Raw genomic sequence first — 15,749 nt, 5'->3', positions numbered from 1 at the left:
GATGCATATCGTTGACGGAGCCTTGTCCAACCCGGTCGTGATCGGCGGAGCCGTCGCTGCGGCGGGTGGGATTGCCATGGGCCTCAGGTCGCTGGATCTTGATCGCATCCCCACGGCGGGGGTGCTGTCGGCCAGCTTTTTCGTGGCATCGCTGATCCATGTGCCGATTGGCCCTTCGTCAGTGCATCTGATCCTCAACGGCATGGCCGGGCTATTGTTGGGCTGGGCCGCATTCCCGGCCCTGTTCGTCGGGCTTTTGCTGCAAGCCGTCTTCTTTGGCTTTGGCGGGTTGACCGTACTGGGGATCAACACCCTGAACATCGCGTTGCCCGCGGTTTTGGCCGGACTGGTCTTTAGCCGCCTGATCGCCCACGGCTCACCTCTGCAAGGTGCGATATGGGGCGGGGTCGGTGGTGCCTTTGCCATTGCCGCCACAACCGGCATGGTTGCATTTTCTCTGGCCTTGTCCGGGGATGCCTTCCTGCCTGCGGCCAAGCTTGTTTTCTTTGCACATATTCCTGTCATGGCGATTGAGGCAATCCTGACCGGGTTCGCGGTTTTGCTGGCGCGCAAGGTCAAGCCCGAGCTTTTTGTCAAAGGAGCGGTCGCGTGAGGTACCTGGCGATCGTTCTGGCGCTGAGCTGCGCACCCGTACCTGCCTTGGCGCATAAGGTCATAGCCGGAGTGTTTGAATCCGGTGACGCCATCGAAGGCGAAATCGGCTTTTCCAACGGTGACATGGCAAGCGATACCGAGGTCATCGTCAACGGCCCGGACGGAGCCGAGCTGGGCCGTATCGTAACAGATGAAGACGGGTTCTTTATCTACACGCCAAACGCGCCGGTGGCCCATACTTTCTTTGCAAACCTTGGTGCCGGGCATGTGGCCGAGGTCACCATGCCCGCTGCGGATGTCGCCCGGATCATGGGCGTTGAAGCGGATCCCGACACCGCGCCGACAAACGCACCTGCCCAGACAGTGGCGGTGTTCAGCACAGAACAACAACAGGTCATTGCCAGGGCCGTGCGGGATGAGCTGCGCCCGCTGCGTCGGGAAATCGCCGCCTACCGCGAACAAAATGACCTGCAAAATGTTCTGGGTGGGATCGGATATATCGTCGGTCTGTTTGGTCTGGGCTTTTACTTTGCGGCACGCCGCAAGCTGGCGGCCTGATGGCGCACGTTCTGGGGCAACAGGAAAGCACGCTGGTCAAAGCGGGCGCGCAGCGGCGCGGCGCGATCAACCCGCTTGATCCAAGGATGCGGATCGTCATGGCGGTTGTCTTCGCGGTGGTGACTGTCGCGGTGTCCTCGCTGACAGCGCTGTGCGCGGCTTTGGCGGTGTCCCTTTCGCTTCTTGCCGCCTCGCGTCTGCCCTGGCGGAAAACGTTGAAACGCATGGCCATGATGGATGGGTTCATCCTTTTCATGCTGGTGCTGTTGCCATTCTCCATGCCCGGCGACCCGATGTTCACACTCTGGGGGTTTCCCGCAAGCTGGCAGGGTTTCTGGAAAGCGGTCGAGATTGCTCTGACGGCCAACGCGGTCATCCTGTCCCTTATGGTGCTGGTCGGTACGATGGAGCCGGTTACGCTTGGCCACGCCCTGCACCGCCTGCGCTGCCCCGAAAAGCTGGTTCACCTTCTGATGTTCACCATCCGCTATATCGAGGTTCTGCGGGAAGAATACCTGCGCCTGCGCGCGGCCATGAAGGTACGCGGTTTTCGCCCGGCAACAAACTGGCACACCTATCGCAGCTTTGGCTATCTCGTGGGCATGATGCTGGTGCGCGCGATCGAAAGATCCGAACGCATACTTGATGCGATGAAATGCCGGGGGTTTTCAGGCCGTATGCCGCTGCTTCAGGACTTTGCCTTGACCCGAAGGGACATCGTTTTTGCCGCAGGTCTTGGTGCCCTTTGCGCGGGTCTGATCATACTGGACTTGGCATGACACTGATTGCGCTTGAAGAAATCTGCTTTGCCTACCCCGGTCAGCCACCCGTTCTGGACGGTGCCAGCCTCAGCCTGTCCGCCGGTCAACGCCTGTCGCTGACGGGTCCGAACGGGGCGGGAAAATCGACCTTGCTGCGCATCACGCTTGGCTTGCAGCGCCCACGGTCCGGCACGGTCACGATCTTTGGTCAGCAAAGGGTGCAAGAGGCCGATTTTCACGACGTGCGCCGCCGGGTGGGCCTTGTGTTTCAGGATGCGGATGATCAACTGTTCTGCCCGACCGTCGCCGAGGATATCGCCTTTGGCCCGCTCAACCTGGGCAGAACGCGCGACGAAGCGCTAGCCATCGTAGAAAACGTGTTGGGTGATCTGGACCTGATGCATCTGAAGAACCGCATCACCCACAAATTGTCAGGGGGTGAAAAACGGCTGGTTACGCTGGCGACCGTTCTGGCGATGGAGCCCGAGGTTCTGCTGCTTGATGAACCCACCAACGCGCTGGACCCACGAAACGAGGCCCGGCTGCTGGAAATCCTCCGGGGAGTGCCGCAAGCGATCCTTCTTGTCAGCCATTCCCCGGCCTTCCGCGCCGAACTGGCACCGGATGCGCTCGATTTGCGAGACGGAAAACTGGTGGCTGTCTGACAGGACCAATCCGTGTTCAGCTGTGCCGCTTTCGGCTCATAAGCCCATATCTGACCGCCCATGCCCGAAACGACAGGCGTCTGCGCCGGTCCTGTTTCACCGGGTGTTTCGACTGCGCACCACCTTTTCGGTTGAACTCGAAAACGTCGATGATGCGCTCAGCGCAACCGCAGGCTTCGCCCATGCCAACTTTGGCAAAGTAGAATTTTTCGAAACGTTCCGGGTTTTGCATGGCGGCCCTCCTGTTCAAGCGTAACCCCAAAAGCCAAGTGCCGCCAAATCACTTTGCTGCGTCCGCAGGGGGGTCCTATGGCGCGGCGAAGGCGCTTCCCGTCCAGACATTGTCCAGTTGGTTAAAAACCGGCGAGGTGATGAGCATCTCGGCGGGGTACAGCAATTGCAGCTCATCCGCGAACCGCGTGACGCCGGGTACAAGCCCGGTGATGTTCTGCCACGCGGCCCAGCTGCCGGGATCGGACAGTCTGTTGGGATTGCCGGGATCAGCCGCCTGGTGCCAACCGGCCGCATTCAGGATCGGTGAAAGGGCAAAGCGCGCATCGTTGCTGTCAACCTCGGAACAGGCAGCAGCATCGCATTCCCAGCTTGTCCAGTCTGCCGCCGCGATGGTCCCGGCAATCGGGGCGGCGGCGTCGATGACCCGTGCCAGAACCTCGAACCCGCCACCCGCAGTCGGACGGCTGAGCGACAGGGGGTCGGTGGCCACGGCATGCAGCGCCGCGGTCGGTGCCAGGCTGAGGGTTCGACCGATCAAAGCCAGCTGTGCGATGCCGTCGGTCACGGGGCCTGATCCGGCGGCCGGAAGGACCCTGACAGGTGTCAGGATCGGCACCGCACCGCCACGTATCGCGATCTCCTGCAACGCATTGTCGAAGGCCGGAACGAAATCACTGCGGATCGTGAAGCTCAGCGGGAAACTGGCTTGTTGCGGACCTACGGGCCTTGCACCGTCGCGAGTGATGAAAGACAACGGCGGAACGGCACCTGGCTGCGGCAGCGAAATCTGCGGTCCTGCAATACCCAAAGCAGCCGCGATCATGCGTGCGCGCTGTTCGGCCTCACCATACTCGCTCAGCAGATTGATATAGCCGCCGATCTCGGTGATGTTGCGCGGCGCAGGGATGCGCGAAGGGGCAATATCGCCCGCAATGGCCAGCCTATGGGCAATCACCTCACGGGCGCGCTGGATCGCCGGAGAATTGGTCGTTTCAAGGATGTTGATGATCGCCTCGGCAAGGCTTTCATCAATTCCCGGTTTGTCCGTCACATTTGTGCTCGTGTCAGTCATTGTCGTCCTCCGCAGGGGCGTTCAGGCCATTGAGGAAATCCAGCACCGACTGGCTGCCGGCCTTGGTCGCGCTGCCGTCATCAGCATCCGCATTTGCCTTGGTGAAGGCCCCGAAAAGCTTGGCCAGAAGCAGCGTGTTGGACGGGTTGGCCAAAGCCGCAGCCCCGCCGGGGAAATCCTTGAACAGGTTTTGAACGAAACCGGCCTGGTTGCCATCCGGTTGCCCGCCGATCAGCGCGGAAACACCCGAGGCGTTCTTGGCAATATCCTCAAACCCCTTGATCTTGGCGGCATTGCTGGCGTCGAATGCCTTCTTGTCAGCGGCGGCCTTCTTGGCCTCTTCCTCTTTGCGGGCGGCAGCGATTTCCTGACCTTTACCCGCAAGTTCCGTGGCCTTTCCAACCAGCTCCTTGGTCAGATCCGTTGCCGTGTCGATGGCCTTGTCACGCCCCGCAGCGACCGATTGCGTTTCAAGCGCCAGTTGCGCCTGCAACTCCTTCAGGCCTGTCAGATCAGTTCCCGCCCGCGCAAGATCGGGCGCAGCCTTGAGGATTTCGGCCAATTGCGACGTGGGCACAGCCTGGCCGGTGCCAATGTCGCCCCCTGCAATGGTCAGCGTGTTCGAAGGCTGGTTGTTCGGCAGGTCTGACGGCGCACGGGTACCAAAGATGGCGTCACTGTCAGCAGGCAGGACCGGCGCGTCGCCAACCGGCGGCGGTGTCGGGCTGTCCTGCCAGTTCCAGAAGCGGCGATGGTCGATCATCTCGCAGGAATTGCAGCGGCCCAGTACAGCCTCGCCCAACAGGCCCCTGGTCGGCAGCGAGATCGTGCGGCGCGGTGGTCGGAAGTCTTCGCGATGGAAGGCCAGAAGACTGTCCTGAATGTCACCGGTCCGCATCTCCATCCGGTCGGCCAGATCGGGCGGGATCGAGAAGGGCATGATCATGGCATTGCCATAGAACCCAAGCACCTTGTTTTGAACGGTACTGAGCAGCGATATCTCGCTTGAGGCATCGTCCAGCCCGCCTTCCGGTACCCCGATGGTGAAACGCTCCAGCAGGATCGCACGTTCTTCGTCCGTCATGCTGGCCCAGATCACGCGGGAATAGCGAACGGTGTTGGCCACAACATGCTGGTACATTTCTTCGATGCGGCGCAGATCCCGGCGTGACAGAACGTCCGGCACCTCCTGCACCGAATAGGGCAGGGTGGCAGGCAGCGCCTGGAACGTATTGTCATCAACAACGGTCTGGGCGTTTTCGTTCATACGCGCCTCAAACTCGCTGACCATGGGCGGTCCCACCAGATCGTCAAAGTCCGAGCCCGAGATCGTGGTGCGAAGGCTGCGGTTGATATTGCGGGTGGCCCGGTCAAGATCGTCAGCATCTTCCAGATTGGCCAGATGTTCCCAGATGTTGAAAACATTTATGGGATCAGGACCGGTGTAGAACGAGTAGGCAAACGAACCCGTCCGCCTGCGCAACTCGACACGGGCGATATCCGACCGCTCGACCGAACGGGGCAAAGCCACAGAGCCGGTATAGGTCCGGCGCATGGTCGGATCACGCCGCGCATCAGCCAGCCGGACAAGCAGGTTCTCGCGTGTTTCCGCTGGCAGGTCATGCAGGTTGTCGATGTCGATCGGCGATCCGGTCAGCGGCACAGGTCCGACCCGGTCGCCATCCTGCGTGAAGATCACGACAGAAATGTCATCATTGGGCATGAACGTGCCCTGCGCCTCGAAACTGACGATGTCCTGTGCGACGCCGGGCGCGTTCTGCGGTGTTGCATCCTTGTCCGCATAAAACTCTTCCAGCAGCTTCAGTGCGCTGCGGAATCTGCGGCGGTTTCGGAACACGCGCCGGAACACTTCGGCATGGCGCAGGATGACCTTGTACCGGCTCAGCAATCCGGACCGGGTGACATTGCCCGGCAACTGATCGCCTTGCCCCAGACGGCGGAAGCGGATGAGTTGCATGGGCACAAAGACCACCAGCTGCACGCCCTCGATACGCGTTTCCAGGGAAAAGTCCCGCAGGACTTCGAACCATTGCATGGTCATTGCGTGGCAATGATTGCGGTTGGCCACGAATTTCGTTGTTGCCGTCCGCCGATCCGTCGCAGTTGCAGTGCGCACACTGGTCCGTGCAGAATTGCGCTTGACCGAAGCCGCCCGTTCAAGCGCGGCAGAGAATGTCTCATGGGTGTCGGACAGAAAATCGCGCGATGTGTTCTGCGTGTTGGACGAATTGCCGGAAGAATTCGAACTGGACCGTGCGCCGCTGAAGCCCACGCCGCCGACGATGGCCCCGATGCCTCCGAACAGGCCGCCACCAACGCCACCTGCGCCTCCAAAGCTCTTTGAAAAAGCGCGGGTCGAAAACGAAGACGTGCCCTGAATTACCTCATCCAGCGCGCTTTCAAACGTACTGTCAAAGGACGTGTCGCGGGCTTCCTCGAACTCTTGTTGCTCTTCAAATGTCAGGCTCTCTCGTTCACGTACGCTCAGTGTTTCGCGCTGTTCCGACACGACAATCCGCTGCTCTTCTCCCGGGGCAAGCGGCAGGGAATAGACCAGCCGACCCAAAGACATGCCAGCGTGGACAGCCGTCGACCGCATCTTGGCAATATACCCAAGCGCAAGGCTCGACGCCTTGGGCACATCCTGAGGCCGCTCTTCAAGATCTTCAAAGAAGTCTTCAATATCAATGGGTTCATCAATCGGAATCCGGTCCCGAAAATCCCAATCACCCCCGTCATTGTTGAACGCGGCCAGAAGCGTTTCGGCGGACAGATTGGCCTGAGCAAAGGTTGTACCCGGAATAGTCGTCACAAAACGGCCACCGCCTATGGGGCGTGTTCGAACGATATTCTTGGGCCCGACGAGCGGATCAATCAGCCGGTACAGAACCGAATAGCGCCGCCGTGAAACCGTGCCGCCTTCGGTTCGGTACTCCGACGCGCAATCGCCCTCGCCCAGCACGATAGGGGCCTGCGTACCGGTGAAATCGGATATGTTTTCTTCAGCATCCTCGGGATCCACCGGCAAGATATCGGCCAGCTCGCCGACGATCGAACGCTGCAAAGGGAGGAGCGTGCGATCCAGCACCACAAGGCCCATTTCGCCGTCCAGCGCGTCAACGCGCGGCACGGCTTCTGTCAGGGTGGTGTTTTGACCCCTGATCCGCAACCGCAGGCCGTTCTGTGGCAGGCGAAGATTGGGCAGATCAAGCGAGAAGAGCCCGCGCGCGTCCGTGACGGCGGCTTTGACAGCCCACGAGAAATCCGCGTTGTCGATCCCTTCATTGGCGGTAAAGGTGGGGCGCAGGACCTCGACGATCACACGTTCGGCAGGGGTCCCGTCAGGGTTGATCAGTTCCCCCCGCAGTTTCGGAGCGAGGGTGGGAACGACCGCCCCCAGAAAGCCTCCGGCCAGATCTTCGCGAATGGTTGCAAGCTGGCGAAAAACTGCGCCTGTCGACTGAACACGCCGGTCAACCAGATCGTTGATCACTTCCGCAGAAAGCTCAACTCCGACACCGCGGCGCAATGCCTTGAGCTTTTCCGCCTCAACCCGCTTCAGATCTTCAACAGCTTGCGCGCCAGCTGCGGCAGCGCCGGAAATTTCTGCTGATATCGTTGGACTTGGCCGAAGATTCGGTAAGGACAGCGTTATGCGCGGGGGCTCACTGCTGGAGTCGGACATGAATGTCACCTCTCGAGAAGAAGCAGAAAAAACGAGATGTCTTGAAAAGTAGTCAAATCATTAAAGGTGACCCAAGGTAACATGTTTGGGGGATTCGCGGAAGCAACGCAGGGTTGTGCATACCGCCACGCGCGGCAAAGCGCTCAGGACAAGCACTGTGTCTCTTGCCGCTGACGGTATCTGGAATTGGTCAGGGCTGGACGAATAACCTGTCCGGAAACACCGGCATCCAAATCGCCTTTGGCCTAGTTTCGCGACTGCTGAGACGAATAGAAATAGGCAATGGCCTGCGTGCGGTTTTTGACACTCAGCTTTTCATAGATGTTGGACAGGTGGAACTTGACCGTATTTGTCGAAATCTGAAGTTCTTTCGACAGATCCCGGTTCGACATTCCCTGCGCCAGCGCCTCCAGAATGGCGCGCTCCTTGCGCGACAGGCTCTGGATCGGGTCCTGTTGCATTTTACGGATATCGATGAACGGGAACACCATCTTACCCGCCGCAACTTTGGCGCAGGTTTCCAGCAGGCCCTCAACCTCGCCCGTGCGGGCGGCAAATCCAGCCGCACCCGCCTGCATCGCCAGTCGCGGGACATCACCGGCCGTGTCGCCATAAACGACAAAGCGCGGGGCGTTGGGCTGGTCGCGCAGAACCTCGATCAGTTTGGCAGCCCCTAAAACCGGAAGCGTCCAGTCTACGACTCCGACCTGAACGGGAACCCGCATCACCGTTCCCAGAAACCCTTCGGCCGTTGCTGACGTGGCCATCAGCGAGAATCGGGGGTCCCGCTCGAATATTTCGGACATAGCTGACAGAACCAGCGGGTTGCCGTCCGCCAGCATGATGTCGATAGGTTTGTTCGGTGTCTCAACCATATGATTTTGCCCCGATTTTGGAAATACCTACCCATAAGGATAGGGCATTTCTTTGTATACCTTCGTATTTTTACCAAAATGGGTAGGTATTTCCCCATCCTATTAGCCATCCAAAAGCAGTAGTAAGTTACGTTGCGTCATAAGGCAAGCTCGCGTTTCCTGCTCGGTAACTTGACACAACGGGCCGCAATGCCCGGCCAACAGCCGAGGATGCCAGACCATGACTTTTCAGATTTTCCCTCCGCTCGAAATCCCTCAGACCCTCGCTGCGGGGCCGGGGCCGGGTAACACGGATGCCCGCGTCCTCAAGGCCTTTGCCATTGCAGGCGTTGCCGATCACATGCAGGGGGACGTCCTAAGAGGGATGGTCGAATGCAAGCACATGCTGCGGAAAATCTGGGGTACCCAAAACGCCTATACCTTTGCTGTTGCCGGCACCGGTTGGAGCGCCCTGGACACCATGTTTTCAGCTGTCATGCCAGGCGACAAAGTCGTTGCTTTTGCCAACGGCACATTCTCGGGGATCGACGCGCTGACCCTGCGGATCAAGGCGGCGACGCCTGAAGAACATGCCGCCAACCCGATGGCGCCTCAGGCTGCCAGCGTCGCCGTGATCGAGGTTCCGCACGGCCAGCCGGTCACCGGTGACCTGGTCGAGGCGACACTTGCGCAGCACAAACCGAAATGGGCTTTCATGGCGCATTGGGAAACTGGATCGGGTCGCATCAATGACCTGCGCGGATTTTCCGACGCGTGCGAACGTCATGACGTGATGGGTCTGATTGATGCGGTGTCGTCTCTGGGCGTCGATGACTTCTCGATAGACGATTTTCCGGGCATCGCCGGATGGGCGTCCTGCCCGCAGAAAGGTCTGTGTTGCCTGCCGCTGACCTATGCCCCAGTCAGCTTTACCGACGCCTATATCGCGTCACTCAGAACCACCGGCGCTTATACCTATGTGCACAATCCCATCTTTGAGGCCCGCCATTGGGGTATTGTCGACGGGCAGGATGTTGAAAAGGGCACCTATCACCGCACCCATTCGGGCTACGCCGTTGCGGCCTTCCATGAATCCCTGCGCCTGACCCTTCAGGAAAGTCTGGCCAAGCGGTCCGCGTCGTACAGGACACACGAGAAAGTACTGCGGGACGCCGTCACCGAAATGGGCTGCGAGGTCACCTCCGACATGCCCAGCCTGATCGTGCTGAACCTGCCCCCGGATCTGGCTGGCCGCGAGATGGAACTGGTCCAGAACTGCCGCGCGCGCGGGTTTGGCATCTGGCCGACGCTCAGCGAACCCGTGCAGGTGCGCATCGGCATCCTCAACCAATTGAACCGCGACGCCGTCAGCCGGATCGTGCGCCTGTTCGCCGAAGCCATCCGAGAGCTGGGCGGAACGGTCAATCAAGACGCAATCGAAGACCTGCTGGAAAGCCGTTACGGCACCTCAATCGCTGCATAAACAGGAGCGGATCAGATGGATATTCACGAATACCAGGCAAAGGAAATTCTTTCGAATTTCGGTGTCGCCATACCATCCGGCGCACTGGCCTACAGTCCGGAACAAGCGGCCTACCGGGCGCGTGAGCTGGGCGGTGACAAATGGATCGTCAAGGCGCAGGTCCATGCAGGCGGTCGCGGCAAAGCCGGAGGCGTCAAGCTGTGCAACACCGAAAACGAGATCTATCAGGCCTGCGATGATTTGTTTGGCCGCAAGCTGGTCACCCATCAGACCGGCCCCGAAGGCAAAGGCATCTATCGCGTCTATGTCGAAGCCGCCGTACCGATTGACCGCGAGATCTATCTGGGTTTTGTCCTCGACCGGTCCAGCCAAAGGGTAATGATCGTGGCCTCGTCCGAGGGCGGGATGGAGATCGAGGATATCTCGGCTGAACGCCCGGAAAGCATCGTCCGCTCCATCGTGGAACCGGCGGTTGGGCTTCAGGAATTTCAGGCGCGCGAGATCGCATTCAACCTGGGGCTTGAACCCAGGCTGATCCAGCAAATGGTGCGTACATTGCAAGGCTGCTACGCCGCCTTTAGCGAGCTGGACGCGACAATGGTCGAGATCAACCCGTTGGTCATCACGGGTGACGACCGGGTTCTGGCGCTTGACGCCAAGATGAGCTTTGACGACAACGCCCTGTTCCGCCATCCGCAAATCTCTGAACTGCGTGACAAAAGCCAGGAAGACCCGCGCGAAAGCCGCGCGGCCGACCGCGGACTGTCTTATGTTGGGCTGGACGGAAACATCGGCTGCATCGTCAACGGCGCTGGTCTGGCGATGGCCACGATGGACACGATCAAGCTGGCTGGTGGCGAACCTGCAAATTTCCTCGACATCGGGGGTGGCGCGTCGCCTGAACGGGTGGCCAAGGCGTTTCGTCTGGTCCTGTCAGACGACAATGTTCAGGCCATTCTGGTCAACATCTTCGCCGGTATCAACCGCTGCGACTGGGTGGCCGAAGGCGTTGTTCAGGCCCTGCGGGAACTTGACCTAGACCTGCCCGTCGTCGTGCGGCTGGCTGGAACAAATGTCGAAGAAGGTCAGAAGATTCTGGCCAAGTCCGGCCTGCCGATCATTCGCGCCTCAACGCTGATGGAGGCGGCAGAACGCGCTGTTGGCGCATGGAAAAACGACCTTACTCAAGGCACCAAGATGAGGGCTGTGAAATGAGCATTCTTCTCGACCGTGACTCGCGCGTTATCGTGCAGGGCATCACCGGCCGCATGGCCCGGTTCCATACCAAGGACATGTTGAACTATGGCACCAATGTCGTGGGCGGTGTCGTACCCGGCAAAGGTGGCGAAACCGTCGAAGGTGTTCCGGTCTTTGACACCGTCAAACTGGCCGTCGAGGCGACCGGCGCGGATGCCAGCCTTGTTTTCGTACCCCCGCCATTTGCGGCGGATTCAATCATGGAAGCCGCAGATGCCGGTATCCGCTACTGCGTCTGTATCACCGACGGGATTCCGGCGCAGGACATGATCCGGGTGAAGCGGTACATGTACCGCTATCCGAAAGAGAAACGCATGGTGCTGACCGGGCCGAACTGTGCCGGTACGATCTCGCCCGGAAAGGCGCTGCTGGGCATCATGCCGGGCCACATCTATCTGCCCGGCCATGTCGGCATCATCGGCCGCTCGGGAACGTTGGGCTACGAGGCTGCGGCGCAGCTGAAAGAACGCGGCATCGGTGTCTCGACCAGTGTCGGGATTGGTGGCGACCCGATCAACGGGTCATCTTTCAAGGACATCCTACAGCGGTTCGAAGAGGACGAGGACACCCATGTCATCGCCATGATCGGCGAGATCGGCGGCCCGCAGGAAGCTGAAGCAGCCGAGTACATCCGCGACCACATCACCAAACCGGTGATTGCTTATGTCGCGGGTCTGACCGCCCCGAAAGGCCGCACCATGGGCCACGCGGGTGCGATCATTTCGGCCTTTGGCGAAAGCGCCAGCGAAAAGGTCGAGATCCTGTCCGCCGCCGGGGTGACCGTTGCCGAAAACCCCGCTGTGATCGGTGAAACAATTGCCCGTGTGATGGAGGCCGCGTGATGGTCAAACCCTCGGTTCTTGTGACCCGTCGCTGGCCTGCCGCCGTCGAGGCGCAGCTGGCCGAGAATTACAACGCTGTTCTGAACACCGGGGACAAGCCCATGTCCCCGGCAGATATCCGGCTGGCGCTGAAGTCCTATGACGCGGTGCTGCCCACCGTCACCGACACGCTCAGCGCCGAGGCGCTGGATGTACCCGGTGCACAGACAAAGATCCTTGCCAATTACGGCGTTGGCTACAGCCACATCTGCGAACCGTCGGCGCGTGAGTTGGGCATGACCGTGACCAACACGCCCGATGTTCTGTCCGAATGCACCGCCGATATCGCCATGACCCTGCTGTTGATGGTGGCGCGGCGCGCAGGCGAGGGTGAGCGCGAGCTGCGGTCCGGCAACTGGACCGGATGGCGGCCCACACATCTGGTTGGAACCAAGGTCAGCGGCAAAACGCTTGGCATTATCGGCTATGGCCGCATCGGGCAAGAGATGGCCCGCCGTGCGCATCATGGCTTTGGTATGGACATCCTCGTCTACAACCGCAGTCAGATAGCGCCGGATGTGCTGGCCAGGTGCAATGCAACGCAGGTGGCCTCGATTGACGACTTGCTGCCGCAATGCGACTTCGTCTCGCTGCATTGCCCCGGTGGGGCTGCCAACCGGCATCTGATCAACGCGCGCAGACTGGGCCTGATGAAGCCTGACGCCTTTCTGATCAACACCGCGCGCGGTGAGGTGATCGACGAATGGGTGCTGATCCAGGCCCTGATGTTCGAGATGATCGGCGGGGCCGCGCTGGACGTGTTCGATGGTGAACCCCGTATCAGCCCGGACCTGCTGCAATGCGACAACCTCGTGATGCTGCCACATCTGGGCAGCGCCACCCGCGAAGCGCGCGAGGCGATGGGGTTTCGGGTTCTCGATAACCTGAATGATTTCTTTGAAGGCCGCGAACCCCGGGACCGCGTGATCTGATGCAGGCGCTGGCCCCGAATATTCTGCCCACCCCCAACCCCTCGAGCTATGCCGAAGGGTTGCGCTCGGAATTGCGGGCGTTGTGGCGGAATATATTGCTGAAACGGGCGCCACATGTGGCGGCATGGGCCGAGGCCACGCCGCTGCAAGCCATTCCCACGGGACCCGAAGCAACGCCGTATTTGCAGGCCCTTTCGATCTGGTTCCAACTGTTGTGCATCATCGATGAAAACGCCGAGGTTCGGGATCGTCGATTGACCGAAACCCAAAACGGCGCAGAAGCGGTAGAAGGCGGTTTTGCCGAAGCCCTGACAGACTTGTCGCTGACGTACAGTCAGGTGGAAAAGCTGACCGCTGACCTATGTACCGGTCCCACCCTGACCGCGCATCCGACCGAAGCCAAGCGGGTAACGGTTCTGGAAATTCACCGGCGTATCTACCGCAACCTCGTCAGTCTTGAAACGCACCGCTGGACTCCGACCGAACACGCCGAATTGTTGAATGGTCTGGAGGGAGAGATTGATCTCTTGTGGCTGACCGGCGAACTTCGCCTGTCGCGCCCAAGCCTGCACGATGAGATCGAATGGGGGTTGCAGTTCTTCCGCGATGCAATCTTTGACGCCGTGCCGCAGGTTATGGGCCGCTTCGATCAGGCCTGCCTGCAAGTGCTGGGCCGTACGCTGAGTGAAACACCCGATATCCGCTTTCACAGCTGGATCGGTGGGGACCGGGATGGCAACCCGAATGTCACGACCGAGATGACCGCATTGGCGCTGAAACGCGGTCGCGAAACAGTTCTGGATCTTTACCGCCAGGCTCTCGAACGTGCTGCGGGCAGGTTGAGCATCTGCGCACTGATATTGCCCTTACCTGAGCCTGTCAGGACGCAAGTACAAGCGATAGTTGACCGGGCTCCGGTCGCCGGGCGCAATCGGAACGAACCGTTCCGGCAAGCACTCAATGCCATTCGCTATCGGCTGACAAACAACGGATATGATCACATCTCGCAATTCGTGGGCGATCTCGACACGCTTGATACCGCTTTATGTGCGGTCAATGCGGATATTCTGGCGCGGCAGCACATCCGTCCGCTGCGTCGGGCCGCTTCGGTTTTTGGGTTCCGGACCACAACGCTGGACATCCGCCAGAATACGACCGTCACAACCGATGTTCTGGCCGAAGTCTGGTCGCATTCCGGACAGGCGCCGGTTTACGGCACAGCCGAATGGTCAACCCGCTTGCGAACCGAACTGGCGGATCAGAACCTGCCCTATCAAAACCGCGACGCGTTAAGCGATCAGGCACGGGAACTGCTTGCTCTTCTGGCTCTAGTCTACAGCGTTCGATCGGGACCGGACCCCAGGGCAATAGGGCCCTTCATCCTGTCCATGACCCGTTCGGCCGACGATATTCTCGGCATCTACCTGTTGGCCCGCTATGCCGGGTTTGGGTCTGAAACTCTGGATCTTTCGGTAGTCCCATTGTTCGAGACGATTGCCGATTTGCGAAATGCCCCATCGATTCTGCTGGACGTTCTGGCTGTCCCGCTTGCCCGTCGCAGCCTCAAAACCGACGGTCGGGTAATCGAGGTGATGCTGGGATATTCGGACAGGGGCAAGGACGGGGGCTATTTCTGCTCAACATGGGAGTTGGAGCGCGCCCAACGCCGGATCGTCTCGGCGCTGGCTTCACAAGGTTTCAAGGCCACGTTTTTCCATGGTCGCGGCGGCTCGGTCAGCCGGGGCGGTGCACCGACCGGGCGCGCCATCGCCGCGCAACCCAGTGGAACAGTTGCCGGGCGGCTGCGCGTGACCGAACAGGGCGAGGTGGTTTCGGCCAAATATGCCAACCGTGGCACGGCTGCGGCGCATCTGGAGTTGTTGCTGTCAAGCACGATGCGCCATACGGCGACCCCTGACGAGGCGCCTTCACGGCCTGAATTTGATGACGCATTGGATGCTTTGTCAGAGTTGTCACAGACAGCCTATGTCTCGCTTTTGCAGATGCCGGGTTTTCTGGACTATTTCCAGCAGGCGAGCCCTGTCCAAGAACTTGCCCGCCTGAAAATGGGGTCCCGTCCGACCCGCCGGTTCGGCGCGGCCAGTCTGGATGACCTGCGGGCCATTCCATGGGTCTTTGCGTGGTCGCAGAACCGTCACCTGATTACTGGTTGGTACGGGTTCGGCACCGCCATGGCCAGTTTTCGCAAGTTTCGCGGCGCGCGCGGTGATGACGTGTTGCACGACATGTTTCGACACTCCCGCCTGTTCCGCCTCGCCGTCGATGAGATGGAAAAATCGCTCTATCAGACGGATATGGAAATCGCAGCGCAGTATGGCGAATTGGTCTCTGATTTCGAGACCCGCCAACGTGTATCGCAGGTGATCAACGCGGAATACGATAGTGCCTGCAAAGCGATCCGGTTTCTGACCGGTGGTCAGGTCATCGGCCATCGCTTTCCCCGCCTTTGCGAGAGGTTTGACCGCAAACAGGCCGAATTGGCCCGCATTCATGCTCTTCAGGTCGAACTGCTGCAACACGCCCGCAACGAACCGCAGACAGGGTCAGTTCCCGTGCCCCTGCTGCAATCCATGAACGCCATTTCCGCTGGCCTTGGCTGGACCGGCTAACCATTTTCAGGAGACCAAAACTGTGAACGCCCCGCATCGAACAGATGGATTTTTCACCCAGTCCTTGTCGGACCGCGACCCTGAGCTTTTTGGCTCGATCC

The 15,749-nt window shown here is 60.0% G+C and carries 13 protein-coding genes; 9 read left to right on the top strand and 4 right to left on the bottom strand.

What is annotated here, in order from left to right:
• Position 1 precedes the first annotated feature (1 nt).
• From cbiM to I9182_RS19990, 4 genes are read left to right on the top strand one after another with little or no spacing between them, the layout of a single operon-like run.
• A complete protein-coding gene (cbiM, locus tag I9182_RS20005; RefSeq protein ID WP_209508206.1) occupies positions 2-613 on the top strand; it encodes a cobalt transporter CbiM in 612 nt (203 codons plus the stop codon).
• On the top strand, positions 610-1,173 hold the full coding sequence (locus I9182_RS20000; RefSeq protein WP_209599431.1) for a cobalt ABC transporter permease: 564 nt from the start codon (positions 610-612) through the stop codon (positions 1,171-1,173). Before cbiM ends, I9182_RS20000 begins: the two co-directional genes overlap by 4 nt.
• Positions 1,173-1,952 carry a cobalt ECF transporter T component CbiQ gene (gene cbiQ / locus I9182_RS19995; protein ID WP_209599430.1) on the top strand — a complete coding sequence of 260 codons (780 nt, stop codon included), beginning with the start codon at positions 1,173-1,175 and terminating at the stop codon, positions 1,950-1,952. The genes I9182_RS20000 and cbiQ overlap by 1 nt, the downstream gene beginning before the upstream one ends.
• Positions 1,949-2,599: an ABC transporter ATP-binding protein gene (locus tag I9182_RS19990; protein ID WP_209599429.1), complete on the top strand. Its 651-nt coding sequence runs from the start codon at positions 1,949-1,951 to the stop codon at positions 2,597-2,599. The genes cbiQ and I9182_RS19990 overlap by 4 nt, the downstream gene beginning before the upstream one ends.
• 16 nt (positions 2,600-2,615) lie before the next feature.
• On the opposite strand, the gene I9182_RS19985 is transcribed toward I9182_RS19990, so the two are convergent.
• The 4 genes from I9182_RS19985 to I9182_RS19970 all read right to left on the bottom strand — a co-directional run bounded on the left by I9182_RS19985 (position 2,616) and on the right by I9182_RS19970 (position 8,486).
• On the bottom strand, positions 2,616-2,831 hold the full coding sequence (locus I9182_RS19985) for a hypothetical protein (protein WP_209599428.1): 216 nt from the start codon (positions 2,829-2,831) through the stop codon (positions 2,616-2,618).
• A 75-nt stretch (positions 2,832-2,906) separates the two neighbouring features.
• Complete coding sequence (locus I9182_RS19980) at positions 2,907-3,905, bottom strand: hypothetical protein (RefSeq protein WP_209599427.1); 999 nt, start codon at positions 3,903-3,905, stop codon at positions 2,907-2,909.
• A complete protein-coding gene (locus I9182_RS19975) occupies positions 3,898-7,611 on the bottom strand; it encodes a hypothetical protein (protein ID WP_209599426.1) in 3,714 nt (1,237 codons plus the stop codon). The genes I9182_RS19980 and I9182_RS19975 overlap by 8 nt, the downstream gene beginning before the upstream one ends.
• A gap of 245 nt (positions 7,612-7,856) precedes the next feature.
• The gene (locus I9182_RS19970; RefSeq protein WP_209599425.1) at positions 7,857-8,486 is read right to left on the bottom strand and encodes a response regulator transcription factor; all 630 of its coding nucleotides are present in this window, start codon (positions 8,484-8,486) and stop codon (positions 7,857-7,859) included.
• 220 nt (positions 8,487-8,706) lie between these two features.
• On the opposite strand from I9182_RS19970, the gene I9182_RS19965 reads away from it, so the two are divergent.
• Genes I9182_RS19965 through I9182_RS19945 form a run of 5 tightly spaced genes read left to right on the top strand, consistent with a single transcriptional unit; the run spans position 8,707 to position 15,648 of the window.
• Entirely contained in the window at positions 8,707-9,948 is a 1,242-nt protein-coding gene (locus tag I9182_RS19965) for an aminotransferase class V-fold PLP-dependent enzyme (RefSeq protein WP_209599424.1), read from the top strand.
• Between the two features lie 15 nt (positions 9,949-9,963).
• Positions 9,964-11,163, top strand: coding sequence for a malate--CoA ligase subunit beta (locus I9182_RS19960; protein ID WP_209599423.1), 1,200 nt, complete (start codon positions 9,964-9,966; stop codon positions 11,161-11,163).
• Complete coding sequence (sucD, locus tag I9182_RS19955) at positions 11,160-12,047, top strand: succinate--CoA ligase subunit alpha (RefSeq protein ID WP_209599422.1); 888 nt, start codon at positions 11,160-11,162, stop codon at positions 12,045-12,047. The genes I9182_RS19960 and sucD overlap by 4 nt, the downstream gene beginning before the upstream one ends.
• Positions 12,047-13,018: a D-glycerate dehydrogenase gene (locus I9182_RS19950; RefSeq protein ID WP_209599421.1), complete on the top strand. Its 972-nt coding sequence runs from the start codon at positions 12,047-12,049 to the stop codon at positions 13,016-13,018. The genes sucD and I9182_RS19950 overlap by 1 nt, the downstream gene beginning before the upstream one ends.
• Positions 13,018-15,648 (top strand): phosphoenolpyruvate carboxylase, encoded by a 2,631-nt coding sequence (locus I9182_RS19945; RefSeq protein WP_209599420.1) that lies wholly within the window; start codon positions 13,018-13,020, stop codon positions 15,646-15,648. The genes I9182_RS19950 and I9182_RS19945 overlap by 1 nt, the downstream gene beginning before the upstream one ends.
• The last annotated feature ends 101 nt before the right edge of the window (positions 15,649-15,749 follow it).

Origin of the sequence: Ruegeria sp. HKCCSP351 (genome assembly GCF_017872535.1) — a bacterium.
Classification (GTDB): Bacteria; Pseudomonadota; Alphaproteobacteria; order Rhodobacterales; family Rhodobacteraceae; genus Ruegeria.
The sequence above is the reverse complement of the archived record's forward strand: the minus strand, read 5'-3'. Positions and strand labels throughout refer to the sequence as shown.